The organism is Pantoea sp. alder81 (assembly GCF_020179835.1).
Lineage (GTDB): Bacteria > Pseudomonadota > Gammaproteobacteria > Enterobacterales > Enterobacteriaceae > Pantoea.
In genome coordinates this window covers 527,561-552,046 of record NZ_JAIUDA010000002.1, presented here as the reverse complement: position 1 = coordinate 552,046, position 24,486 = coordinate 527,561, and the positions used below count along the sequence as shown (strand labels likewise).

General features: G+C 55.9%; 17 protein-coding genes. 5 read left to right on the top strand and 12 right to left on the bottom strand.

Going from position 1 to position 24,486, the window contains the following annotated elements; genetic code table 11:
- Window positions 1-187: 187 nt before the first annotated feature.
- The 9 genes from yegQ to LBW88_RS07410 form a co-directional block, all read right to left on the bottom strand.
- Window positions 188-1,555: a tRNA 5-hydroxyuridine modification protein YegQ gene (yegQ, locus tag LBW88_RS07450; RefSeq protein ID WP_224931269.1), complete on the bottom strand. Its 1,368-nt coding sequence runs from the start codon at window positions 1,553-1,555 to the stop codon at window positions 188-190.
- A 140-nt stretch (window positions 1,556-1,695) separates the two neighbouring features.
- Window positions 1,696-2,403: a two-component system response regulator BaeR gene (gene baeR, locus LBW88_RS07445; protein ID WP_224931270.1), complete on the bottom strand. Its 708-nt coding sequence runs from the start codon at window positions 2,401-2,403 to the stop codon at window positions 1,696-1,698.
- A gap of 3 nt (window positions 2,404-2,406) precedes the next feature.
- Complete coding sequence (gene baeS, locus LBW88_RS07440; RefSeq protein ID WP_224931272.1) at window positions 2,407-3,798, bottom strand: two-component system sensor histidine kinase BaeS; 1,392 nt, start codon at window positions 3,796-3,798, stop codon at window positions 2,407-2,409.
- Entirely contained in the window at window positions 3,795-5,201 is a 1,407-nt protein-coding gene (locus tag LBW88_RS07435; RefSeq protein WP_224931274.1) for an MFS transporter, read from the bottom strand. Before LBW88_RS07435 ends, baeS begins: the two co-directional genes overlap by 4 nt.
- A gap of 16 nt (window positions 5,202-5,217) precedes the next feature.
- Window positions 5,218-5,616, bottom strand: coding sequence for a type II toxin-antitoxin system tRNA(fMet)-specific endonuclease VapC (gene vapC, locus LBW88_RS07430; RefSeq protein WP_224931276.1), 399 nt, complete (start codon window positions 5,614-5,616; stop codon window positions 5,218-5,220).
- Complete coding sequence (gene vapB / locus LBW88_RS07425) at window positions 5,616-5,849, bottom strand: type II toxin-antitoxin system VapB family antitoxin (protein WP_224931277.1); 234 nt, start codon at window positions 5,847-5,849, stop codon at window positions 5,616-5,618. The genes vapC and vapB overlap by 1 nt, the downstream gene beginning before the upstream one ends.
- A 71-nt stretch (window positions 5,850-5,920) precedes the next feature.
- Window positions 5,921-8,989, bottom strand: coding sequence for a multidrug efflux RND transporter permease subunit MdtC (gene mdtC / locus LBW88_RS07420; protein WP_224931279.1), 3,069 nt, complete (start codon window positions 8,987-8,989; stop codon window positions 5,921-5,923).
- A complete protein-coding gene (locus LBW88_RS07415; protein ID WP_224931281.1) occupies window positions 8,986-12,108 on the bottom strand; it encodes an MdtB/MuxB family multidrug efflux RND transporter permease subunit in 3,123 nt (1,040 codons plus the stop codon). Before LBW88_RS07415 ends, mdtC begins: the two co-directional genes overlap by 4 nt.
- A complete protein-coding gene (locus LBW88_RS07410) occupies window positions 12,108-13,334 on the bottom strand; it encodes an MdtA/MuxA family multidrug efflux RND transporter periplasmic adaptor subunit (RefSeq protein ID WP_224931283.1) in 1,227 nt (408 codons plus the stop codon). The genes LBW88_RS07415 and LBW88_RS07410 overlap by 1 nt, the downstream gene beginning before the upstream one ends.
- A 240-nt stretch (window positions 13,335-13,574) precedes the next feature.
- Between LBW88_RS07410 and LBW88_RS07405 the strand changes: the two genes are divergently transcribed.
- Window positions 13,575-14,537, top strand: a complete 963-nt coding sequence (locus LBW88_RS07405; RefSeq protein WP_224931285.1) for an aldo/keto reductase — start codon at window positions 13,575-13,577, stop codon at window positions 14,535-14,537.
- 213 nt (window positions 14,538-14,750) lie between these two features.
- On the top strand, window positions 14,751-16,091 hold the full coding sequence (locus LBW88_RS07400) for a carbohydrate porin (protein ID WP_034824836.1): 1,341 nt from the start codon (window positions 14,751-14,753) through the stop codon (window positions 16,089-16,091).
- A 132-nt stretch (window positions 16,092-16,223) separates the two neighbouring features.
- On the opposite strand, the gene yegD is transcribed toward LBW88_RS07400, so the two are convergent.
- The 3 genes from yegD to LBW88_RS07385 form a co-directional block, all read right to left on the bottom strand.
- Window positions 16,224-17,576, bottom strand: coding sequence for a molecular chaperone (yegD, locus tag LBW88_RS07395; protein ID WP_224931287.1), 1,353 nt, complete (start codon window positions 17,574-17,576; stop codon window positions 16,224-16,226).
- A gap of 62 nt (window positions 17,577-17,638) precedes the next feature.
- Window positions 17,639-20,203: a diguanylate cyclase gene (locus tag LBW88_RS07390; protein WP_224931289.1), complete on the bottom strand. Its 2,565-nt coding sequence runs from the start codon at window positions 20,201-20,203 to the stop codon at window positions 17,639-17,641.
- 148 nt (window positions 20,204-20,351) lie between these two features.
- A complete protein-coding gene (locus tag LBW88_RS07385; RefSeq protein ID WP_224931291.1) occupies window positions 20,352-20,966 on the bottom strand; it encodes a phosphatase PAP2 family protein in 615 nt (204 codons plus the stop codon).
- A gap of 229 nt (window positions 20,967-21,195) precedes the next feature.
- Here LBW88_RS07385 and udk point away from each other — a divergent pair, with 229 nt between their 5' ends.
- The 3 genes from udk (at window position 21,196) to asmA (ending at window position 24,441) form a co-directional block, all read left to right on the top strand.
- Entirely contained in the window at window positions 21,196-21,834 is a 639-nt protein-coding gene (udk, locus tag LBW88_RS07380; RefSeq protein ID WP_007888949.1) for a uridine kinase, read from the top strand.
- 87 nt (window positions 21,835-21,921) lie between these two features.
- Window positions 21,922-22,503, top strand: coding sequence for a dCTP deaminase (gene dcd, locus LBW88_RS07375; protein ID WP_084935026.1), 582 nt, complete (start codon window positions 21,922-21,924; stop codon window positions 22,501-22,503).
- Between the two features lie 135 nt (window positions 22,504-22,638).
- The gene (gene asmA, locus LBW88_RS07370; RefSeq protein ID WP_224931293.1) at window positions 22,639-24,441 is read left to right on the top strand and encodes an outer membrane assembly protein AsmA; all 1,803 of its coding nucleotides are present in this window, start codon (window positions 22,639-22,641) and stop codon (window positions 24,439-24,441) included.
- Window positions 24,442-24,486 lie beyond the last annotated feature (45 nt).

The following is a 24,486-nucleotide window of genomic DNA, read 5'->3' as shown; positions in this document are numbered from 1 at the left end:
CTGGGCGAGGAACTTTATCGGCGAGCGATGAAAAAAAGAAAACCCGCACGGGGGAGCCGGGCGGGTGAATGAGGTGGTTCCTGGTACTACCTGCTGTTTATTGTTACTCGTTAGCAGCAGGCGGGATTCTAAAGCGAGGCGCAGCGGCGGTCTGTGATCCTGTTCTAACTTCGCTGCATTCTTTTCTTTATGTGCGCTTTTTTCCGTGTGGATCGTAGGTACTGTTGCCGTCGGTGAAATTACGCATCAGCAAAGCAAAAGCCAGATCCACTGATTCCGGTACCGGGATCCACACCTTATGCCCATCTCCCGGTGCGACATCTACCGCTGCACCTTTATCATTTTGCATCGATTCCAGCGTGCAGTTCAGATTGCCCTGCGGCGTCATGATCTCCACAGAATCGCCGAGCAAAAACTTATTCTTCACCGCAATTTGCGCCCAGTCAACGCGACGCTCACCGGTAAACTCCCCGACAAATTGCTGCCGCTCGGATACCGAGAAGCCCTGTTCATAGTTTTGATAACTGTCATGAGTATGACGACGCAGGAAACCCTCGGTATAGCCGCGATGCGCTAAACCTTCCAGCGTTTCCAGCAGTGCGGGATCGAACGGCTTGCCAGCAGCCGCATCATCAATCGCACGGCGATACACCTGTGCGGTGCGGGCGCAGTAATAGAAGGATTTGGTACGACCCTCGATTTTCAGCGAATGCACACCCATCTGGCTCAGGCGTTCAACATGCGCCACCGCGCGCAGATCCTTCGAATTCATGATGTAAGTGCCGTGTTCATCTTCAAAGGCACTCATCACTTCGCCGGGCTTCATCTTTTCTTCCAGCAAAAACACGCGATCGGTGGTTTCACCGATGCCCAGCGTGGGCTCCTGCACTTCAACCGGCTGATGGAAGCCGACAATATTGCCCACCTCATCCTGTTTGCCTTCTTCCACTTTGTATTCCCAGCGGCAGGCGTTGGTGCAGGTACCCTGATTGGGATCGCGTTTGTTGAGATAGCCCGACAACAGACAGCGGCCGGAATAGGCCATGCACAGTGCGCCGTGCACGAAGATCTCAATTTCCATCTCTGGCACCTGCTGGCGGATTTCTGCAATCTCATCCAGCGACAGCTCGCGCGACAAGATCACACGGGTCAGCCCCATCTGGTGCCAGAATTTCACCGTTGCCCAGTTCACCGCATTGGCCTGCACCGACAAATGAATCGGCATCCCAGGAAAGGCTTCGCGCACCAGCATGATCAGGCCGGGATCGGACATGATCAGTGCATCAGGCTGCATCTCGACCACGGGTGTTAAATCACGGATAAAGGTTTTCAGCTTGGCGTTATGCGGCGCGATGTTCACCACCACGTAAAATTTCTTGCCCAGCTGGTGGGCTTCTTCAATGCCCTTAGCCAGCACTTCGTGGGTGAATTCATTGTTACGTACGCGCAGGCTGTAACGCGGCTGGCCGGCATACACCGCGTCAGCACCATAGGCAAAGGCATAGCGCATATTCTTCAGCGATCCCGCTGGAGAAAGGAGTTCAGGTTTAAACATGGAGGGAAATCTCACTGATGTCAGGTCAGCATGCCATCGGCGATGGCAGGTGCACGAGCCGCATCAAACGGCCCTGCAAAAGGTGGGGAATTGTAGGCAGGGCCGCCGCTGAAGTAAATTGATCTACATCAAGCTAAAGGCTACATCAGGCGACAGACGTCCGCTTCCCAGCGATAGCCCATGCCGTAGACCGCGCGAATAAACGGCTGTTCAGCATCGAGATTTTCCAGCTTGCGTCGCAGGTTCTTGATATGGCTATCAATGGTGCGGTCAGTGACCACGCGATAGTCGTCATAAAGATGATTCAATAACTGTTCACGCGAGAACACTTTACCCGGCTCGAGCGCCAGGGTTTTCAACAGGCGGAATTCAGCGGGCGTCAGTTCCAGCTGCTGCTCACGCCAGCTGGCCTGGAAACGTCCTTCATCAATCAGCAGATGCGAGGCCAACTGCGCCTCTTCCGGCGAGCGTTTTACGCGGCGCAGAATGGTTTTCACGCGGGCCACCACTTCACGCGGGCTGAACGGCTTACAGATGTAATCATCCGCGCCAATCTCCAGCCCCAGCAGGCGGTCAATCTCTTCGGTGCGTGCTGTCACCATAATGATCGGCAGCTCAGAGAAACGGCGGATCTCACGGCACAGCGTTAAGCCATCGCGACCGGGCAGCATCAAATCCAGCAGCATCAAATCCGGTGGTGAGTGCTGCACATAGCCCAACACCTCATTGCCATCGGCAATATGGTGAGTGCGATAGTTCGACGCCTGCAGATAATCGATCATCAGCTGCGCCAGTTTCGGTTCGTCTTCAACAATAAGAATCAGGGGATCGTGATTATCCGGGCTCATAAGTTATTTCTGGTGAGGAACATACGGCAAGTTTAGCGCGATTTGCAGTCCACCTAAATCAGAGTGCTCCGCAGAAATGCTGCCGCTATGTGCTTCAACAATATTTTTACAGATCGCCAGGCCCAATCCAGAGCCGCCGCTGGCACGATTACGTGAGCTTTCCGCACGGAAAAAACGCTCAAAAAGATGTGCCTGATGTTCAGCGTCCACGCCTGGTGCGCTGTCGGTAAAGCGTAACTGCCAATATTCAGCGTTTTGCTGCACACTGACCCGCACTTCGCCACCGGCATCGGTATAACGCAGGCTATTCTCCAGCAGATTGGTGAACAACTGCATCAAACGATCCGGATCGCCAAAGCTTTCGGCTTTTGCCGGTAGCGCCAGATTTAACTTCAGGTCACGGCTGCGATAGCGTTCGCCAAAACTGCCGGCCACCACTTCCAGCGAATTCACCAAGTCCACTGGCTGCTTGCGATAGGCGAGGGCGCCGGCATCAGACAGAGACAGCTGGTGCAGGTCGTCTACCAGTTTGGTCAGTACTACCACTTCGCTCTGCAGTGAAGTGATGGCCTCCGGCGTCAGCTTGCGCACGCCATCCTGCATTGCTTCCAGCTCGCCGCGCAAAATTGCCAGCGGCGTGCGCAGCTCATGGGAGATATCGGCCATAAAGGCACGACGGTTGCTTTCGTTTTTTTCCAGCGAACTGGCGAGCTGGTTAAAGTCGCGCGCCAGCTGGCCAATTTCATCACTGCTGCCCACTTCCACCCGCGAGGAAAATTTGCCTGCCGCCAGTTCATGGGTGCCGTCTACCAGCCGTTTCACCGGTGCCAGCAGGCCGCGCGCCAGCAGCCAGGTGACCAGCGCCGCCAGCAGCGTGGTGAGGGTGACGATCATCCAGCTGGTTCGCCGCTGCTGTAAATCAAAGTTGATGTCAGTGCTGCGCGTCAGCCGCTCAGCGGGCGAAGCGATCACCCAACCCACCACTTTGCCAGTGCTGGTGGTGATGTTGCGCCGCGTACCTTCCGGCGGCACCGGCGAGTGCGGCCCGGACAGCACTTTATACTGCTGATCGATAATCCAGAACTGAGTGCGCCAGCCGTGTGGCGGCAACTGCGTACTGCTCCCGGGATTTTGCTCCATGGAACGCAGAATGGTGAAAATCAGCCGATCGTTGTTACGCAGAAAATCCCAGTCACCGTGCTGCTCGTACTGATCCGCCAGCGCATCGCTCAGCAGGGTTAAACGCTGTTCATTGCCTTTCTTGATGTAATCGACAAAGCCATGCTCAAAGCTAAGGCGCACGCCCCAGTGCATGGTGATAATGACCAGCATGCAGGTGGAAAAGATCGCCATAAACAGCTTGGCGCCGATGCCGAGTTTTAACGGCTGCTTCATGCTTTTCTCCTGCCTCTGAGATCAACGTTCTTGCTGACATCCTTGGGTACGCGCCAGAACACCAGTGCCGGCAACACAATCACTAACGCCATGCACAGGTAGGTATAAATAAAGGTTTGATGCGCAGCGGCGCTATTCGTCACGGCACCGTGGGCGAACGACCCCAGCAGCAATCCTGCGACCGTGACGCCAATACTCATCGACAGCTGCATGATCATCGAGAGCAGGCTGTTGCCGCTGGAAGCCAAATCATCCGGCAACTCTTTCAACGTTAAGGTATTCATCGAGGAGAAGCGGATAGCGTTCACCATCCCCTGCAACAGCAGCACCACCGGCAGCATCCATACCCAGCCGAGCAGCGCCACGGCCGGGAACAGCAACACCACCAGCGCCAGCGCGATAGTCGCTCCGACCAGCGCATTGCGATAGCCAAACAGGTTAACGATGCGCACCACCACGCGTTTGGTGCCCATGTTACCGAGCACCATCGGAATCATCATTAAACCGGCGTGGAACGGGCTGTAACCGAGACCCACCTGCAAAAAGATCGGCGTTATAAAGGGCAGCATGCCGCTGCCGATGCGCCCCGTGAAGCTGCCGAGCAGGCCAATCGAGTAAATACGGTTATCGAAAAGCTTTAGGCTAAACAGCGCGTTGTCGTTGTTACGGCCGTGCATCAGGTAGAACAGCAGGGAGAACACCCCGACCAGAATCAGTGCGCCTAGCAGCAGCGGGGAACCGCCAGTGCTGCGCTGACCGTCGAGCGCCAGCGTCAACGTTGCCATGCCCACTGCCAGCAGCACAAAGCCCAGGAAATCAAAGCGTTTGGTCTGCATGGTGTAGTTCGGCATTAGCGTCAGCGTGGCGATGGCACCGATAATCCCCACCGGAATATTGATCAGGAAGATCCAGTGCCAGCTGGCGTACTGCACCAAAATCCCGCCCAGCGCCGGACCGAGCAGCGGGCCGATTTGCCCCGGCGTGGTCACAAAAGTCATCGCCGACATGTACTGCTCGCGCGGCACGATCTTCATCACCGTCAAACGCCCCACCGGTACCATCATCGCGCCGCCGACGCCTTGCACCACGCGCGCCATCACCAGTTGATCGAGCGAGGTGGAGAAGGCGCACAGCAGCGAACCGATACTGAACAGCACAATGGCGCAGAAGAAGATGTTACGCACGCCGAAGCGATCCGCCAGCCAGCCGCTGATCGGCAGTGTGATGGCCACGGTTAATACGTACGACACAATCACCGAGTGCATATTGAGCGGGCTGACGTTGAGGTCGCGTGCCATCGAAGGGATGGCTGTGTTGACGATAGTGGTGTCCAGCGCCTGCATAAAGAAGCCGAAGGCGACGATCCACAGCTGCCAGCGCACGGTGGCGTTTTGCGAGTTCATGAAGATTACCGTTGTATTAAAGCCAGTTTTCGCTGATTAACCCGTTCACCCGTGAAAATTCGCGCAGGTTGTTAGTAATGAGTGTTAGCGCTTCACTTCGCGCGTGTGCAGCAATGTGTAAATCATTCAGACCTATGGGCGTGCCTTTCTTTTCCAGGTCAGCGCGAATCGAGCCGTAATGAAATGCTGCCCTTTGGTCGTAACTGAGTACGTCCAGACGGGAAATAAAGTCTTCAACAGTGCGTAGATTCCTTTCAAAAAAAGCACTTTTCTCCGCGCCATGAACGAGTTCAGCAAGCGTAATTGATGAGATGACCATGCGGCCGACGTTGGCATTAAAGCGTTCCAAAACCTCAATCGGGCGGCGTTTGATGACATAGATAACGATGTTGGTATCCAGCATATAGCGATGCATCAAAAATCTTCCCTGTCGGATTGCTCCTGTGACGCACGCTCATTCATAAAATCATCGCTTACGCTGGGGCCATTGAGGAAAAAGCTATCCCAGGCGTTTTCTATTGGTGTGAGAATGCGCTCTTTGCCAACCGCACGCACCGTGACATTTTTCACGTTGTCTGGAAAGCGCACGTCAGCAGGAATGCGCACGTTTTGCGTACGATTATTGGTAAACACTGTACCTTGAGACATATAAACCTCCTTCATAGTGACTGGATAAAGTTTACTCGCTTTATGCTATGTAGCAAAGGTGTATAGCATGGTCATTCGGTAATCAATGCCGCTTTTTTACGCCGACTCAGCTTATCCATCATCAGATACACCACCGGCGTGGTGTAGAGCGTGAGTAGCTGGCTCATCACCAAACCGCCGGCGATGGTGATCCCGAGCGGCTGACGCAGTTCGGCACCGTCGCCGCTGGTCAGCACCAGCGGCAGTGCGCCAAACAGCGCTGCCAGCGTGGTCATCAGAATCGGGCGGAAACGCATCTGGCAGGCCTGGAAAATGGCGTCACGCGCGCTGAGATTGCCGTTGCGCTGCGCCTCCAGCGCAAAATCCACCATCATGATGGCGTTCTTTTTCACGATGCCAATCAGCAGCAATATTCCTATCAGCGCAATCAAACTGAACGGCGTATTAAACAGCTCCAGCGCCAGCAGCGCGCCCACGCCCGCCGAGGGCAGGGTGGAGAGAATGGTCAGCGGATGCACATAGCTCTCATACAAAATCCCCAGCACGATATACACCGCCGCAATCGCTGCCAGCATCAGATAGAGCTGATTGGATTGTGACTGCTCGAACACCTGCGCGGTACCGGCAAAGCTGCCGCGCACGCTGGAGGGCACGCCGAGCGCGGTCATGGTGCGTTCAACGGCGGCTGAAGCCTGAGATAACGACACGCCTTCCGGCAGGTTAAAGGAGATAGTCGAGGCGGCGGACAGGCCTTCGTGGTTCACTGACAGCGGCGCGTTAGCAGGTTGCCATTTGGCAAACCAGCTCAGTGGAATCGCTTTGCCATCGCTGTTGATCACGAACATCTGGTCAAGCGCACTGATATCCTGGGTGTAGCGCGGATCGACTTCCATCACCACTTTGTACTGATTGAGCGGCTGATAAATGGTGGAGATCTGACGCTGACCAAAGGCGTTGTTCAGCAGCGCATTGGCGGTCGAAACTTCAATGCCCAGCCGCGCCATGCTTTCCCGATCGTAAGTCAGATCCATTTCGCTGCCTTTGTCCTGCTGATCGGAATTCACATCTACCAGCTCCGGCAGTGCAGCAAACGCCTGCCGAATTTTCGGTTCCCACTCACGCAGATCCGCGAGATTGTCCGACAGCAAGCTGTATTGGTAGCTGGCGTTGGATTCACGTCCGCCGATACGAATATCCTGCACCGCATTGAGGTACAGATTCGCGCCGGGCTCTTTCGCCAGCTTGGTGCGCAGGCGGGCAATCACTTCCTGGGCGTTTTCACTGCGCTCCGACAGCGGCTTGAGTGACACGAACATCGAGCCGCTGTTGGTGCGCGAACCGCCGGTAAAGCCGGTGACGTTATCCACCGCCGGGTCGGCCTTGATGATGTTCATGAAATCCTGCAGCTTGCCGCGCATCGCCTGGAAAGAAATGCTCTGATCCGCCGAGATAAAACCGTTTAAGCGCCCGGTGTCTTGTTCCGGCATAAAGGTTTTCGGGATCGAGATAAACAGGTATACCGTCAGCCCGACGGTGGCGAGCAGCAGCAGCAGCACCCAAATCGCGTGATTCAGCACCCAACCCAGCGAGCGCGCGTAGCCGTTTTGCACCCTGAGCATTACTTTGGCAAAACCGCGGGTGCGCGGCTGACTGCGCTTCTCTTGCGGTTTCAGCAGGTAGGCGCACATCATCGGCGTCAGGGTGATGGAGATAAACAGCGAGATCAGTATCGCCACCGATAGCGTTATGGCAAATTCCGAGAAGAAGCGCCCAATAATCCCACCCAGCATCAGCAGCGGCAGGAACACGGCAATCAGCGACAGGCTCATAGAGAGCACGGTAAAGCCCACTTCGCGCACGCCGGTCAGCGCTGCCTGCAACGGTTTCATTCCCGCTTCGACGTGGCGTGCAATGTTCTCCAGCACCACGATCGCATCATCGACCACGAATCCGGTGGCGATAGTCAGCGCCATCAGCGACAGATTGTTAAGACTAAAACCGCACAGATACATGGCGGCGAAAGTGCCAATTAGCGACACCGGCACGGCGGCGGCTGGGATCAGTGTGGCGCGGCCGTCGCGCAGGAACACAAACACCACCAGAATCACCAGCGCCACCGCAATCATCAATGACTGTTCGACTTCCTGCAGCGAGGCGCGAATGGTGGGTGAACGGTCCTGAGCAATTTGTAAATCGATGGCGGCGGGGATCACTTCATGCAGCAGCGGCATCTCGCTGCGAATACGATCCACGGTTTCGATGATGTTAGCGTCCGGCGATTTACGCACCACCAGCAGCACGGCGGGTTTGCCATTGGTCATCCCGGCGTTACGCACGTCCTGCACCGAGTCCTGTACGTTAGCCACATCGCTCAGCCTGACGGCCGCACCGTTGTTGTAGTGCACCACCAGTGGCTGATAGACGCTGGCGGTTTGTAGTTCATCATTGGTCCGCACTTGCCAGCGCTGCCGCACATCATCAATCGCCCCTTGCGGGCGGCGCTGGTTGGCGTTGCTGATGGCGGTTCGCACCGCATCCAGCGACACGCCTTGATTGAATAATGCCTGTGGATTGAGATCGACGCGCACCGCAGGCAACGAACTGCCGCCGACAGTGACATCACCGACGCCCTGAATCTGCGACAGCTTCTGCGCCAGTTGCGTTGAGGCGTAATCATACAGCTGACCGGGATTATAAATGTCCGAGGTCAGCGTCAAAATCATGATTGGCGCATCCGAGGGGTTGGCTTTGCGATAGGTTGGGCGGCTCGGCATCCCGGTGGGCAACAGGCTTTGTGCCGCGTTGATCGCCGCCTGCACGTCACGCGCTGCACCGTTGATATCGCGGTCAAAATCGAACACCAAAATCACACGCGTACTGCCGAGTGAGCTGGTGGAGGTCATCTCACTTACTCCGGCAATACGCCCCAGCGAACGCTCCAGCGGGGTCGCTACTGAGGCCGCCATGGTTTCAGGCGACGCGCCGGGCAGTGAGGCGGTAATCACGATCACCGGGAAATCCAGCTGTGGCAGCGGGGCCACCGGCAGCAGGCGGAAACCGAGAATACCGGCCAGCGCAATCGCCAGCGTCAGCAGCGTGGTCGCCACCGGCCGATGGATAAACAGCGCGAAAAACTTCACGGCTGCGCCTCAGAACGCTTAAAGCGACGGCGCGTGGCGTGCGCCAGGCGATCGAACAGCAGATAGATCACTGGCGTGGTGAAGAGCGTCAGGATCTGGCTGAGTATTAAGCCGCCGACCATCGCAATCCCCAACGGATGACGCAGCTCTGCGCCCACTCCGGTGCTCAGCATCAGCGGCAGGGCACCGAGCAGCGCCGCCATGGTGGTCATCAGAATCGGACGGAAGCGCAGTAAACAGGCCTGATAGATCGCTTCACGCGGTGCCATGCCTTGTTCGCGCTCGGCGGCCAGCGCGAAATCGATCATCATGATGGCGTTTTTCTTCACGATACCGATCAGCAAGATAATCCCGATGATGGCGATGATATCCAGCTCGTTACCGCTCAGCATAAGCGCCAGCAACGCGCCCACGCCCGCTGTCGGCAGCGTCGAGAGAATGGTGATCGGATGGATAAAACTCTCATACAGCACGCCGAGCACGATATACATCGCCACCACGGCGGCAATAATCAGCCACACCGTGCTGGTGAGCGCCGCTTCAAACGCCAGCGTACTGCCCTGGAACTGCGTCATCATTTCGGCGGGCATGCCCACCTGATCTTCGGCGGCGCTGATGGCTTTGACCGCTTCGCCCAGTGAATAGCCCTCGGCAACATCAAACGAGAAGGTGGCGGAAGGGAACTGATCGAGATGGTTGATGCTCAACGCCGCATGACGCTCTTCCACCTGGGCAATGGCACTCAGCGGCACGCTGCCGCCGTCCGTGCTGGCGAGGCGAATACCGTCCAGGCTGGCGAGACCCGGCGTGGCTTCGTTGTTTTGCTCCAGCACCACGCGATACTGATTCGCCTGGGTGTAAATGGTGGAAATCAACCGCTGACCAAAAGCGTTATACAGCGCGTTATCGACATCGGCCATGCTGATGCCGAGGCGGCTGGCGCTGTCACGATCGACGCGGATAAAGGCTTCCAATCCCTGATCCTGCCAGTCGCTGCTGACATCGCGCAGCTGCGGCAAACCGTTTAGCTGCTCCAGTAGCTTAGGCACCCAGGTGCTGAGTGATTCCAGCGAACCCGATTGCAGCGTGAACTGATACGGCGTGCGGCTGGCCTGGGTTTCAATGGTCAGATCCTGCACCGGTTGTAGCCACAACGACACCCCCGGCACTTTATCAATCTCTTGCTGCAGGCGCTTTTGCACCGCGGGAATACGGTCATCACGCTCACTCAGCGGTTTGAGGTTGATCTGCAAACGCGCGCTGTTCAGTGCCGCATTGGTGCCATCGACGCCGACAAACGACGTCATGCTCTGCACCGCCGGATCTTTCATGATGATCGACGCCACATCGCGCGTGCGATCTGCCATGCTGGCGTACGACACCGACTGCGGCGCCTGCAAGGTGCCCTGAATAATGCCGTTATCCTGCTGCGGGAAGAAGCCTTTCGGAATGGCAATCCACATCGCCACCGTCAGCAGCAGCGTGCCGAGCGCCACCGACAAAGTGATCCACGGATGCTGCAATACGCGCGTTAACCCACGCCCATAGCTGGCGATGATGCGATCAAACATCGCTTCACTGGCGCGAGAAAAACGGTTCTGTTTGCGCAGCGACTCGGCACTCAGCATGCGCGCGCACATCATCGGCGTGAGCGTCAGCGAGACCACGGCGGAGATCAGAATCGCTACTGCGAGCGTCACGGCAAATTCGCGGAACAGGCGGCCAATTACATCACCCATAAACAGCAGCGGGATCAGCACCGCAATCAGTGAGAAGGTGAGGGAGATGATGGTAAAGCCGATTTCGCCCGCGCCCTTGAGCGCCGCCGTCATCGGCTTCTCGCCTTTTTCGATATAGCGCGAGATGTTCTCGATCACCACGATGGCGTCATCCACCACAAAGCCGGTGGCGATGGTGAGTGCCATCAGCGTCAGGTTATTGATCGAGAAGCCAAGAAAATACATCGCGGCAAACGTTCCCACCAGCGACAGCGGTACTGCGACGGCGGGAATAATGGTGGCGGGTACGTTTCGCAGGAACAGATAGATGATCATCACCACCAGGCCAATCGCCAGCAGCAGCTCGTGCTGGGTATCCGCCACGGAAGCACGGATGTTGGTGGTGCGGTCAGTCAGCAATTTCACGTCCACTGACTTCGGCAGCGTGGCGGTGAGTGACGGCAGCAGCGCACGAATGCTGTCCGCGGTGGCAATGATATTCGCACCGGGCTGGCGCTGTACGTTAAGCACAATCGCCTGCTGACGGTTAGCCCAGGCGCCGAGCCAGCTGTTTTCTGCACCCTGTTCGATAGTGGCGACATCCCCCAATCTTACTGGCGCACCGTTGTTATAGCTGATGATCAGCTTGCGGTAATCCTCGGCGGAGGTCATTTGATCGTTGGCGGCCAGCGTGATCGAGCGCGTCGGGCCATCGAGGCTGCCCTTGGCGGAGTTGACGTTGGCGTTGGTGATGGCGGTGCGCACTGTCTCGCTGGTTAAACCTAATGCGGCCAGCGCCTGCGTGTTCATTTTCACGCGCACGGCTGGGCGTTGTCCGCCGGACAGCGTCACCAGACCGACGCCGGTGACCTGTGAAATTTTCTGCGCCACGCGCGTCTCCACCATGTCCTGCACCTGCGTCAGCGGCATGCTGGTGGTGGTCACGGCGAGCGTCATGATCGGCGGATCGGCGGGGTTGACCTTGCTGTAGACCGGCGGATTGGGCAGGTCACTGGGTAACAGATTGGTGGCGGAGTTGATCGCCGCCTGCACTTCCTGCTCGGCGACATCCAATGAGAGCGTCAGCTGGAACTGCAACGTCACCACCGAGGCGCCGCCGGAACTCTGCGACGCCATCTGCTTCAGCCCCGACATCTGGCCAAACTGGCGTTCAAGCGGGGCGGTAATCGAGGAGGTCACCACATCCGGGCTGGCGCCAGGGTAGAGCGTGACCACCTGAATCGTCGGGTAATCCACTTCGGGCAGTGCCGAGACCGGCAGGAAACGGTAACCCAGCACACCCGCCAGCAGAATGGCAACCATCAGCAGCGTGGTCGCCACCGGGCGCAGAATAAACTGACGCGACGGCCCGCCGCTGCTGTCAGGAGGCATCACCTGCATTATTGACGCTCTCCACGGGCAGGCTGTGCAGAACGCGTGCTGTGCGTCGCGGTGCTTTGCGGTGACACCACTTCGACGCTGGCGCCTTCGGTCAGGCGATCCAGTCCATCCGTGACCACGCGCTCACCGGCTCCCAGCCCGTCGCTGATCACCACTTTTTGGCTATCCTGCAAACCGGCCGTCACGCGTTTTTTACTCACTTTGTTGTCACTGTTCACTACCCAGACAAAGTGACCGTCATTGCTCATTTGCAGCGCTGCCGTCGGGATCACCACCGCATCCTGCAACGTATCGACTTTCAGACGCGCATTCACAAACTGATTAGGGAACAGCGTGTCATCCTGATTATCGAATCGCGCTTTGAGTTTGATGGTGCCGGTGGTGGCATCAATTTGGTTATCAAGGCTGAGCAGGGTGCCGCTGGTGAGCAAGGTTTTATTGCTGCGATCCCAGGCTTCAACAATCAGCGGCTGCCCGCTTTTTTGCGCTTTGAGGATCTGGCTAATATTGTTCTCGGCAACGCTGAACACCACGTCGATGGGATGGGTTTCGGTGATCACCACTAAGCCAGTGGTATCGCCGGAGGTGATGTAATTGCCGACATCGACCTGCTTCAGGCCCACGCGCCCGGAGATCGGCGCGGTAATACGGCTGTAAGTGAGATTGAGCTGAGCGCTGGCAACGTTGCCCTCATCGGCTTTAATCGTGCCGAGGGTTTCGCTGACCAGCGAACGCTGCGTATCCAGTTCCTGTTGTGAGACCAGCGAGGTTTTCGCCAGCTTTTCATAACGGCTGAGATCGCGGCGTGCATTCGATAAAGTGGCCTGGTCTTTTGCCAGCTGGCCCTGCGCCTGAATTAAGGCGACCTGATAAGGTCGGGGATCGATTTCGGCCAGCAGCGCACCCGCTGCAACCTGCTGTCCTTCCTGGAAGTGTAACGCCATCAACTGCCCATCAACGCGGCTGCGCACGGTAACGGTGTTGGCCGCCATCACGGTGCCAAGCCCGCTGAGATAGTAGGGCACACTCTGGGTAGTTGCAGCAGCAGCCTGAACCGGTGCTAAAGGACGACGATTCGCCCCGGTCGCGCCACGACCATGATGTTGCTGGCCCTCGGCTTGCGGCTGCTTACTCGGTTCCGCAGGATGCTGCCACCAGTAATATCCACCCGCCACCGCGGCGATCGCGACAAGTGTTATCAGGCTTGTTTTCAGTCGACTGTTCATCTGCTTGCGTGCTCTCCAGCGGTTTCGTATTCCCCAAATGCGAAAGCAAAATGGCCGTTTCGCAAACGAAATGATTGTAGACGCCCGTGCCGGGCAAAAATTGAAGGAATTAAGAATATCTCCCCTTGCAGGCTAAGTATTCATATTACGTAAACATTTTGGCAGGAAAACGCATAAGCGCAGCGATTTCCTTTGCTAAGCTCAAAGGCAGTCATGTCTCGTTTCAATAAGGAGAACAAAATGAGTCAACAGAAAACCCGACAGCTTGGCGACAGTGGTATTCAGGTTCCGCTTCTCACTTTTGGCGGCAACGTTTTCGGCTGGACAGTCGACGAGAAAACCTCGTTTTCACTGCTCGATGCACTGGTGGAAAAAGGGCTGTTCTTTATCGATACCGCGGACGTGTATTCGCGCTGGGCGCCGGGTAATGAGGGCGGCGAATCCGAAACCATTATCGGTAAATGGCTGAAGAAGAGCGGCAAGCGCGACAGTATCGTCCTGGCGACGAAAGTTGGGATGGAGTTATCCCCGGAGAAAACCGGACTAAAACCCGCTTACATTCGTCAGGCGGTGGAAGATTCGCTGCGCCGTCTGCAAACCGACGTGATCGACCTGTATCAGGCGCACCGCGACGATCAAGACACGCCGCTGGTGGAGTCTCTTAAAGCTTTCGATTCGCTGATTAAAGAAGGCAAAGTGCGTGCGATTGGCGCCTCCAACTACAATGCCAAACGTCTGCAGGAAGCGCTGGATATCAGTAAGAAAGAGGGGCTGGCGCGCTATGAAACGCTGCAGCCGGAATACAACCTGTATGACCGACAGGACTATGAGAGCGGGCTGGAGCAGGTGGCAGTAAAAAACGGCCTCGGCGTGATTAACTACTACTCGCTGGCCAGCGGTTTCCTCAGCGGTAAATACAAAAAGCCGGAAGATGCCAGTAAAAGTAAACGCGGGCAGGGCATCGTTGAGAAGTACCTAAACGAGCGCGGCAAACGCATTGTAGAGGCGCTGGAGGATGTGGCAGCTTCGCATGATGCATCAGCGACTCAGGTGGCGCTGGCGTGGCAGATTGCGCGCCCAAGCATCACCGCACCGATCGTTAGTGCGACTTCGCTGGAGCAGATCAATGATTTGGTGAAAGCCACTGAGTTAGAACTGAGTAAGCAGGAAATCGAAGAACTGGCGAGCGCCAGTAAGTTGTAATCTTCACGGGACGCTGCGGCGTCCCGCTTTATTTTGTTTTTTTGCCATGCAAAAAATGCCATTTCTGTAAAAAGATATTCATTCATAGACCCTTGTCACAGTTGCGTTAATTAACTATCACCCTTCCAATCACTGCGCACATATTTGCAAAAATTGACATAACGCCAGCACTATCCTCTGTTCGATCCTTTCCCGTCACATCACAAAAGAATAATGATCATGAACAGAAAAAAAGCAGTGCAGCATATGCCCCGTCTGGCAGCGGGCACCCTGATGTTTGCGATGTTGAGTACATCCGCAATGGCGGCTGATGCATTCAGCTATGACTCACCTTACATGTTCGGCGATTGGGGTGGTTCCCGAACGCAGCTGGAAAAAGACGGCATTAAATTCGACGTCAATTACACCATGGAAAGCGCGTCCAACCTTGGCGGCGGCGCCGATACCAATACGTCAATGCGCTACAGCGATCAGTGGGCATTTGGCGCGAACTTCGATCTGGAAAAACTGCTGAACTGGCAGGATGCGCAATTCCAGATGACCATCACTGACCGTAATGGGCAGAACATCTCCGATCAGGTCGCCGATCGTCGCACTGGCATGCTCTCTTCAACGCAGGAAGTGTACGGTCGCGGGCAAACCTGGCGCCTGACGCAGTTCTGGCTGAGCAAAGGTCTGTTTGATGACGCGGTCAACCTGAAAGCCGGTCGTGTCACCGTGGGTGAGGACTTTGATAACTTCGACAGTAAGTTCCAGAACCTGGCCTTTGGTAGCGGCCAGGCGGGTAACTGGCGTGGCGACCGCTGGTTTAACTGGCCGGTATCCCAGTGGGGCGGCCGTGTGAAATTCAACATCACGCCGGAAGTGTTCTTCCAGGTCGGCTTCTATAACCAGAACAGTTCTAACTACGATCGCGGCGATGGCTTCCGTCTGGATACCAGCAACTCTGAAGGCAATATGGTGCCGGTGGAACTGGGCTGGAAACCGACTTTCGGTGCCGACAAACTACCGGGTAACTACCGTATCGGGTATTACTACTCGTCAGCCAACAGCGATAACTACGGCAGCTGGCGCGATGGCGCGTATCAGAGCCAGGATCACGCTTACGGCGGCTATGTGCTGTTACAACAACAGCTGACGGCGCAAGGTGGCGATGCCAGCCGTGGATTAGGCGTGACGGTTCAGGCGGTGATGAACGACCATAAAACCTCGAAAACTGATAACTACCAATCCATCAGCTTTACCTGGAAAGGACCGTTTGATGCGCGTCCACAGGATGAAATCGGTGTCGGTGCAGCGCGCATTCACGTGAACAGCGCCTATACCCGTTCGCTGCGTGAGCAAAACAACGCTAACGGCGAAACCGATTTCAACAGCCCAACCTATCTGCCGATTCAGGATGGCTCGGAATACAACTACGAGATCTATTACAACGCTCAGCTGACCAAATGGCTGCAGCTGCGTCCGAACCTGCAGTATGTGGTGGCACCGGGTGCAGTGAGTGAAGTGAAAGATGCATTTGTTGGCGGCATCGCGGCGAACATTAATTTCTGATTCGCGGAAGTAAACAAAAATGGCGGCCAGATTGGCCGCCATTTTTTTCGCGTATTACCGGCACAATGCATTGCGCATCGTTCAGCAAAGTGATCACCGGAACGGTGCGCGATAGAGTGCCTGAAACCGGGGTTAACGGAACAGCACTTCCGCCCAGCGCGCCAGACCGGCGGTAACGGAACCGAAGTCATCGCCACCAGCGATTGGCGTATCCGGCAGAGCTTGCTGCAGTGCTGCACGCAGCACCGGGGAACGTGCACTGCCGCCGGTCAGGTAGATCACTTCCGGCTTGGTTTCACAGGTTGCGAGTGCCAGATGCACCTGCTCCAGGATACGCTCCAGCGGCTGGTTGATGGCTTCTTCCAGTTGCGTGGCACTGATTTCCGCCTGCAATGACTGGGCGATAAACGCCAGTGATGCTTCAGTCTGCGGCAACTCGGACAGCGCGATCTTGCTCTCTTCTGCCGCACGCACCAGACGATAGCTCAGCTTCTGTTGCCACACTTTCAGCAGGTGCGCCACTTTGTCACCTTGCTCGGCATCACGGATCAGATCGCGCAGCAGCTTGCCGCTGGCCGCAGAGTAGAAGTCGCTTTGTGCCGGCACGTCATTGATCGCCACTGCATTCCACCACGGCAGCGCGGGCAGAGCGGTGCCTTTCTGCGTATTGCCGCCCAGGCCCAGCAGCGGCATCAGGGTTTTGAACGCCAGAATAATATCCAGGTCGTTACCGCCCACACGGCAACCACTGTGGCCCAGCAGACTTTCACGGCGGTCAGTTTTATTGCGCCATTCTGGCCCCATTAACAGCATTGAGCAGTCAGTAGTACCGCCGCCGATATCGACCACCAGCACGCGCGTTTCTTTCTCTAGCGTTGCTTCAAAGTCCAGACCTGCGGCAACCGGTTCAAACTGGAACTCCACGTCGCGGAAACCGGCACGTTTGGCCGCACGCAGCAAAATACCCTGTGCCTGCTGGTTGGCGTCTTCACCGCCGAGACCCTGGAAGTTAATCGGACGACCAATCACCGCCTGCTCAATCGGGCGGTCGAGTTGAGTTTCCCCCTGTTGGCGGATGTGCAGCATCATGGCGCACACCAGATCTTCGAAGAAGGCGATTTGCTGTGGTTTTAAGCCGTTGGCACCGAGGAAGGATTTGGGTGATTTTACAAACCACACCTCTTCCGGATCCACCATATACTGCTTCAGCGCGGTCAGACCGAACTGCACGCTGCCTGGCGTGACATCGATATCTTCTTCACGGTTGTAACGCAGTGCGCGTTGCAGCAACGCGGTGCCTTCGGTGTCCGGCGTTGGCACCTGGTGATGGCGATGCAGCCATTCACTGATCGCTTCGCGCGTGGGTGCACAAATCATGGAGGGAAGCAGGCGCTGACCGTTCTCCAGTGTCAGCAGGCGCGGTGTACCATTATCGCTGACCGCGATAGAACAGTTGGCCGTACCGTAATCGAATCCAATGAACATTTTATCCCCCATGCCAGAAAAAAGGGGGCGACTTTAGCGCAGCCAGCGCGGGCTGGCAATGATCACATTTGAACTTCCTGATAAACGTGATACTGACCACGGCCCGCATGTTTCGCGCTATAGCAAGCGACATCCGCCTGTGACATCACCACATTGCTAATGCAGTTGTGCTGATCAATCTGCGTAATACCGGCGCTGGCGCCCACGTGATAAGGGTGATCGTGCCACAGGAAGGTATATTCGTTAACCGAGGTGACAATGCGCTGAACCACATCGCGCACCTGGTCAACGTCACTGTTGGGCAGCAGCACACCAAATTCATCGCCACCTAACCGTGCTAGCAGATCGCTGCTGCGCAGGTGCTTTTGCATCAACTCTGCCAGTTCACGCAGCAGGGCATCGCCCGCCGCATGTCCCGCACTGTCATTCACCGCTTTGAATTTATCCAGATCGATAAACACCAGCACATGCTGACTGAGATTGGCTGCCGCATCATTCACCATGCGTTTTAATTGCTGTTCAAAGCTATGACGATTTGGCAGCCGGGTCAGCATATCGTGCGAGGCGCTGTAGCTGAGGCGCTTCATCATTTTGCGTGATTCACTGACGTCCTGAATAACCATCACCGCACCGATGCTGGCACCAGTGAGGGTTTTCAGCGGCGTAATGCTGTAGTGAATTTCAACAAGTGCGCCATCCGGCGTGTGCAGCACCAGCTCTTCTTCGAGGTCGGGCGAGGTTTTTGCGCCCGGCAAATTGCATAGCAACAGGTTTTCAACGCGCGGTCCTTTGGTGCCGCGCGTGATATTCAACAGCTCGGTCAAAGGCACTCCCGCCGCTTTTTCCTGTGACCAGCCGCTCAGCGTTTCAGCCACCGGGTTCATAAAGGTCACGCGCATCTCATCGTCGGTACTGATTACCGCCTCGCCGATTGAATCCAGGGTGATCGACATACGCTCTTTTTCCTGGAACAACGCTTCATTGAGTGCGCGCAGTGGCGTGATGTCCTGGCAGATGCCGAGCATGCGCTCAATCTGACCATCCTGACTGAGAATGCGGTTAGCCTCGGTACGCACATATCGCGTGCCACTGGGCAGATTGACGCGATATTCCATATGGAAAGCGCTACGCCGTTCAATCGCCTGCTGCACAGTCAGCGCGGCGGTTTCACGTTCGGCGGGATCTAACAGATGCAGCCACACGTCATAAGTAGGTACCTGATGCGGACCGAGTGCAAACAGCTCGTACATGCGCTTGTCCCACAGCATTTCACCGGTCAGCAGATTCCATTCCCACACACCGATGCCGCCCGCTTCGTTCGCCAGCGTGATACGTTCCATCAGGCGGCGATTCACCTGCTCACTCTGTTTGAGTTCAGAAATATCGATAATTTGCGAAATGAAATAGAGCGGTTGGTGCTCGGCATCGCGCACCATGGATACCGTCAGACGCGCCCAAACGATTTCGCCATCTTTACGAAAATAGCGCTTCTCCATGGTGTAGCTCATGATGTCGCCCGCCACCAGACGCTCAAGTTGTAGCAGGTCGCTATTGAGATCGTCGGGATGGGTAATCTGCTGGAAAGTAAGTTTTTTCAGTTCGTCAGCGGGGAAACCGAGCGTTTGACATAACGACTGATTGACCTGCTGCCAGCCGCCATTGGGCGACACCAACGCCATGCCAATCGCTGAATACTCCATTGCATGGCGGAAGCGGGTCTCACTCTCGCTGATATGATGCTTTTCACGCTGGAAGGCATCCATCACCAGCGCCATCACATGACTGGGGAGCAGCACTAACAGGAATGGCAACCAGGTGCTGACCTGGCCGAGCAACAAACCGGTTTGTGCCAGGTTAACAAAGTTAAAAGCCAGCAGAATGGAGATAAAACTGGCATTCAAAAAGAACAGTACAAAGGCTTCAAACTTTGGTAACCGCACCGCGCACCAGAACAGGATCACCACGATAAAGGTGAACGGCCACGGCAGAAAACGCAGCGATAGATAGCTGGCGAGCAGCGTGGCTATCAATGTCAGCAGGGTTTCCAGATGGCGGCCGGGGGTGATCAACTGACGCAGCGGCTTGTTGGGCCACAGTAATAGCACCGGCCCAAACGCCAGCACGCCAATCACTTCGGAGATCACCCAGGTAGAAAAGAAGGGCAAGGATGCACGATGACCAACCTGCAGCATCCAGACCGCTACTACCCCTCCAATTAGAGGCGCAATCAAACCGGCGCAGACGGCAAACCGCACCCAATCGAGCAGCGAGTTTAGGGGATTTCTGCGATCCAGCAGCGCGCGCAGCATCAAACCGCCGAGAATGGCCTGCACCATATTCAGGATGGCAAATTTAAGGTTACTCAGCGCCGGGCCAATGACGATTAAATTGGCCAGTGAAGTGCCAATCACACAGCTGAGCAGCAGCAGCGGAACATGTTTTGAGGGGGCACGAAATACCACCACCGTCATCAGGGCGGTGGAGTACCAGAGCGGGGAAATACGTCCGCTAATGACAATCAGTTCGAGACAAAACAGCGTCAGTAAAAAGGCCAACGCTCCCAGAAACAGCGCATTAAGCCATTTACTTTGCGGTCTATCCTGTGAGGTCACTATTTCGAGGGTCATGCACGAATCCAGCAGCGCGCATTCGTTACAGGTCGAAAAATGCGCCAATCATTCTCTGTTTTGCATGCTAGCACATCTGCATCAGATGTCTGCGCAGAATCTAGTTTAGCCCTGATTCGATGAAAGTTTTGGCCCTGACTAAAAAAAGCTAATTACGAAACAGATCGGCGCGGGTATAGGGTTTTTCTAATCCAGCAAGATTAGCGGAAAAACGTTCAAGAAATTGCTGGGTAGTGGCAACGCGGCCATGGCTCATCAATACCAGCGGCACCAGTAGAGCAACGCACACTTGCGCCAGGCTAAAACCTTTCAATGCGGTGCGGCGTTGCGTCACCAGGAAGGCGCTGCTCAACGTGAAGCCCAGCATCAGGCCGGTAAGCACTTCACTGAAGGAGTGCGCGTGGATCACCAGTCGTGACAAGCCGACCATCATCGGAATCAGATAGCCAATACCGATAGTCAGTGTGCGCCAAAAGGTCGGGAAGCGACCTGAAACCAGCCACATCATTACTGGCCAAAGCGTCGCTGACATGGCGCTGTGGCCGCTGAATCCGGTGAAGTTAAATCTGGCGCTGCCAATGCCAAACCCGAGAAACAGGATTTTAGACAGGCTGACCAGCAGGCCCGCGAGGCCAAAAGCGAGCAGCCAATACCAGACGGTCTGGCGGTTGTCGCTTTTCCACGGCAAGACCAGCGCGATAATCACTGCGGTCGGGATCAGCAACATGCTGTCACCAAAATAGGTCAGGGTTTTCCAACTCATATTTTTCCTTGGGCTTTATTGAGTCAACCAGAGTGGAACACAACTCGGGCAGGAGAACAGTGTATCGATTAAGCGTCTGGCTGCAAAAGGGGATATTCTGAAAAGCGGCAGGCCCATTTCTCTGGCATCAAACCGGTGAAATACCTATAATTGCCGCCAACTAACCCTCTCAATCGGCCCATTGCGGTTTTGGCTGCAATCGGCTCCAGTTATCAGGTCTTAAAAAAGTATGACTGACAAGTCTCATCAGTGCGTGATCGTTGGCATTGCAGGTGCATCCGCATCCGGAAAAAGTCTTATCGCCAGCACGCTCTATCGTGAAATCCGTGACCAGGTCGGTGACGAGCATATCGGTGTGATCCCCGAAGATGCCTACTATAAAGATCAGAGCCACCTCACCATGGAAGAGAGGGTGAAAACCAACTATGACCATCCCAGCGCCATGGACCACGATCTGCTGTTGCAGCATCTGCGCGCGATAAAGGCGGGTCAGGATATTGAGTTACCGGTTTACAGCTACGTCGAGCACACGCGCACCAGTGACTGTATTCATCTCAAGCCGAAAAAAGTGATTATCCTTGAAGGCATTCTGTTGCTGACCGATGCGCGTCTGCGCCAGGAGATGAATTTCTCCATCTTCGTCGATACCCCGCTGGATATCTGCCTGATGCGTCGTATGAAGCGCGATGTGAATGAGCGTGGCCGTTCGATGGATTCGGTGATGAGTCAGTATCAGAAGACCGTACGTCCGATGTTCCTGCAGTTTATCGAGCCATCCAAGCAATACGCTGACATTATCGTGCCGCGTGGCGGGAAGAACCGCATCGCTATCGATATTCTCAAAGCCAAGATTAACCAATATCTTTGAAAATACTGCGTCCGGATGGACGTGACGCGTGAAGGTTGTCACAACAGTGGCGACCTTTCGCTACACTTAAAGCATGGAGACTCAGCGATGAGATTATGCGATCGCGACATTGAAGCCTGGCTCGACAACGGTAAACTGGCGATTGAACCGCGCCCACCGGTTGAGCGCATTAATGGCGCTACCGTGGATGTGCGCCTCGGCAATCAGTTCCGCACCTTCAGTGGTCACACTGCGCCATTTATTGATTTGAGTGGTCCAAAACACGAAGTTAGCGCCGCACTGGATCGCGTAATGAGCGATGAGATTGTGCTGCCGGAAGGGGAAGCGTTCTTCCTGCATCCGGGCGAATTAGCGCTGGCAGTGACGCTGGAATCGGTCACGATTCCGGATGATCTTGTAGGTTGGCTGGATGGCCGCTCTTCATTGGCGCGTCTGGGTTTGATGGTACACGTCACTGCGCACCGTATCGATCCGGGCTGGCAAGGGCGCATCGTGCTGGAATTCTACAATTCCGGTAAGCTGCCGCTGGCACTGCGTCCAGGCATGTTGATCGGTGCATTGAGCTTTGAGCCATTGTCTGGCCCGGCGGCACGCCCTTATAACCGCCGCGAAGATGCAAAATATCGCGGTCAGCAGGGTGCCGACGCGAGCCGTATCGACAAAGATTGATGTTCGCCCAAATGATTCAACGTGCGGCAAGGCGGTAAGAGAGTGAATCTCCGGTCGCTGGCATCTGAGTATGACTGGGGTAAATGAGCGCAGCCAACGCCGCTGCAGTATGAAGAATCACGGTGATGAGGGATTATGAGAAGAGTGATAACGACGCTGGCCATCCTGTTAGTGGTGGTTGTGGCGGGCATGACGGCACTGGTATTGCTGGTCAATCCCAACGACTTCCGTACCTATATGGTACAGCAGGTAGAGCAGCGTAGCGGTTATCAGCTTGAAGTCAGCGGTGGCCTGCGCTGGCACGTCTGGCCGCAACTCAGCATTCTCGCCGGTCGCATGAGCCTCACCGCACCCGGCGCCAGTCAGCCGATGGTCACTGCTGAAAATATGCGTCTGGATGTCAATCTCTGGCCGCTGTTGTCGCACCAGTTAAGCGTCAGCCAGGTGATGCTGAAAAACGCGGTGATCCGGGTTACGCCTGACAGCGCCGCTCAGAAACCGAGTGGCTCACCGGTTGCGCCCACGGACGCGGAACCCGTGGTGACGCGTAATAATGGTTGGTCATTCGATATCGCAAAACTGCGCCTCGCCGATAGTCTGCTGATCTGGCAGCAACCCGGCGGCGATGAATATAACTTCCGTAATCTCAATCTCAACCTTGATCAGGATGCCAGCAAAAATGCCAGCATCGAACTCGCCACGCGTATTTCTCGAAATCAGCGCAATGTCAGCGTCAACCTTAAAGGCCAGATGAATGTGGCGCAGTACCCGCATCGGCTGGTGGGGCAGATTGATGAGATGGACTACGCGCTGGACGGTGCTAACCTCCCGCCACAGGGCATTAAAGGTGCGCTGAGCGGACAGGGTGAATGGAACGCCGATAAACAGCAGTTCTCGTTGCAAAAGATGCAGCTGACGGCCAATGACAGCACGCTGGATGGCAGTGCCGAGGGGCGTATAACCCTGCCGCAACAGCTCAATCTGGCTTTACATGCCACCACACTGAATCTCGATAATCTGATGGCCAGTGCGCCCGTCAACGATGCCAGCACTCCGCAGCATGCCAGCGTGACGCGTACGCCGGTGATTGCTGAACCGCGCACGCGCACTAATGCTGACTCGCCGTTGAATCTGATGGATTTGAACCTGAGCCTGACTGCGGATTCCAGCGTGTGGCGCGGATTGACGCTCAGTAATCTGCAGATCGATGCCAGCAATCAGGAAGGATTGATGACCCTGAGCAAACTGCAGGGCAAGTTTGGCGACGGGCACTTCTCGATTCCAGGCAGCATTGATATCCGCCAGCCGGTGACCAAAGTCGCCTTGCAGCCGGAGATCGAAAACATCGCCATTGCGCCGTTGATGAAAGCGCTTGAACTGCCAGAGAGTTTGCAAGGCACGGTGTCCCTGAAGGGCGACCTCAGCGGTGCGGGCCTGAGTGTGGACGAAGCGAAACGTAACTGGCAGGGTAATGCCGAGCTGGAGGCCACCAATTTGCAACTTGCCCAGCTTAATCTGCAACAGATGGTGCGCCGTGCCGTGGCGCGCGTCAGTAATAGCGTAACCAATGATGAGCCGGACGATCAGGGGATTCAGCAGCTGAGCGGCCGTATTAGCCTCAATCAGGGCAAGGTTGTGATGCCGGATCTGCAGGGTGGCAGCAACCGCCTGGCGGTGCAGACCAAAGGCACTATCGATGTGGTGAACCAGCAACTCGACGTCACCATTAATATGATGCTGCGCGGCTGGAAAGGTGACGATAAGTTAGCGGGTCTGCTCAACGACCAGTCGATTCCGTTGCGGATGTACGGTGGCTGGAACAATCTGCAGTATTCACTGCCGGTTGATGATGTGGTGCGCCAGCAGTTGCAGAGTGAAGCGAAGTCGCGGCTTAACGATTGGCTGGATCGCCAGCAGGCGCCAGCGAAACAGCCGTAATCCCGCTATACGCCGCTATGCCTGTGTTCATCAGGTATAGTGGCG

What these genes read in the sequence shown, in the direction of transcription:
- LBW88_RS07405 (WP_224931285.1), top strand. Translation starts at nt 13,575, where the DNA reads ATGAGTCAACAGAAAACCCGACAGCTTGGCGACAGTGGTATTCAGGTT.
- LBW88_RS07410 (WP_224931283.1), bottom strand. Translation starts at nt 13,334, where the DNA reads ATGAACAGTCGACTGAAAACAAGCCTGATAACACTTGTCGCGATCGCC.
- dcd (WP_084935026.1), top strand. Translation starts at nt 21,922, where the DNA reads ATGAGATTATGCGATCGCGACATTGAAGCCTGGCTCGACAACGGTAAA.
- LBW88_RS07435 (WP_224931274.1), bottom strand. Translation starts at nt 5,201, where the DNA reads ATGAACTCGCAAAACGCCACCGTGCGCTGGCAGCTGTGGATCGTCGCC.
- vapB (WP_224931277.1), bottom strand. Translation starts at nt 5,849, where the DNA reads ATGTCTCAAGGTACAGTGTTTACCAATAATCGTACGCAAAACGTGCGC.
- LBW88_RS07385 (WP_224931291.1), bottom strand. Translation starts at nt 20,966, where the DNA reads ATGAGTTGGAAAACCCTGACCTATTTTGGTGACAGCATGTTGCTGATC.
- vapC (WP_224931276.1), bottom strand. Translation starts at nt 5,616, where the DNA reads ATGCATCGCTATATGCTGGATACCAACATCGTTATCTATGTCATCAAA.
- LBW88_RS07415 (WP_224931281.1), bottom strand. Translation starts at nt 12,108, where the DNA reads ATGCAGGTGATGCCTCCTGACAGCAGCGGCGGGCCGTCGCGTCAGTTT.
- LBW88_RS07400 (WP_034824836.1), top strand. Translation starts at nt 14,751, where the DNA reads ATGATCATGAACAGAAAAAAAGCAGTGCAGCATATGCCCCGTCTGGCA.
- baeS (WP_224931272.1), bottom strand. Translation starts at nt 3,798, where the DNA reads ATGAAGCAGCCGTTAAAACTCGGCATCGGCGCCAAGCTGTTTATGGCG.
- baeR (WP_224931270.1), bottom strand. Translation starts at nt 2,403, where the DNA reads ATGAGCCCGGATAATCACGATCCCCTGATTCTTATTGTTGAAGACGAA.
- udk (WP_007888949.1), top strand. Translation starts at nt 21,196, where the DNA reads ATGACTGACAAGTCTCATCAGTGCGTGATCGTTGGCATTGCAGGTGCA.
- LBW88_RS07390 (WP_224931289.1), bottom strand. Translation starts at nt 20,203, where the DNA reads ATGACCCTCGAAATAGTGACCTCACAGGATAGACCGCAAAGTAAATGG.
- yegQ (WP_224931269.1), bottom strand. Translation starts at nt 1,555, where the DNA reads ATGTTTAAACCTGAACTCCTTTCTCCAGCGGGATCGCTGAAGAATATG.
- asmA (WP_224931293.1), top strand. Translation starts at nt 22,639, where the DNA reads ATGAGAAGAGTGATAACGACGCTGGCCATCCTGTTAGTGGTGGTTGTG.
- yegD (WP_224931287.1), bottom strand. Translation starts at nt 17,576, where the DNA reads ATGTTCATTGGATTCGATTACGGTACGGCCAACTGTTCTATCGCGGTC.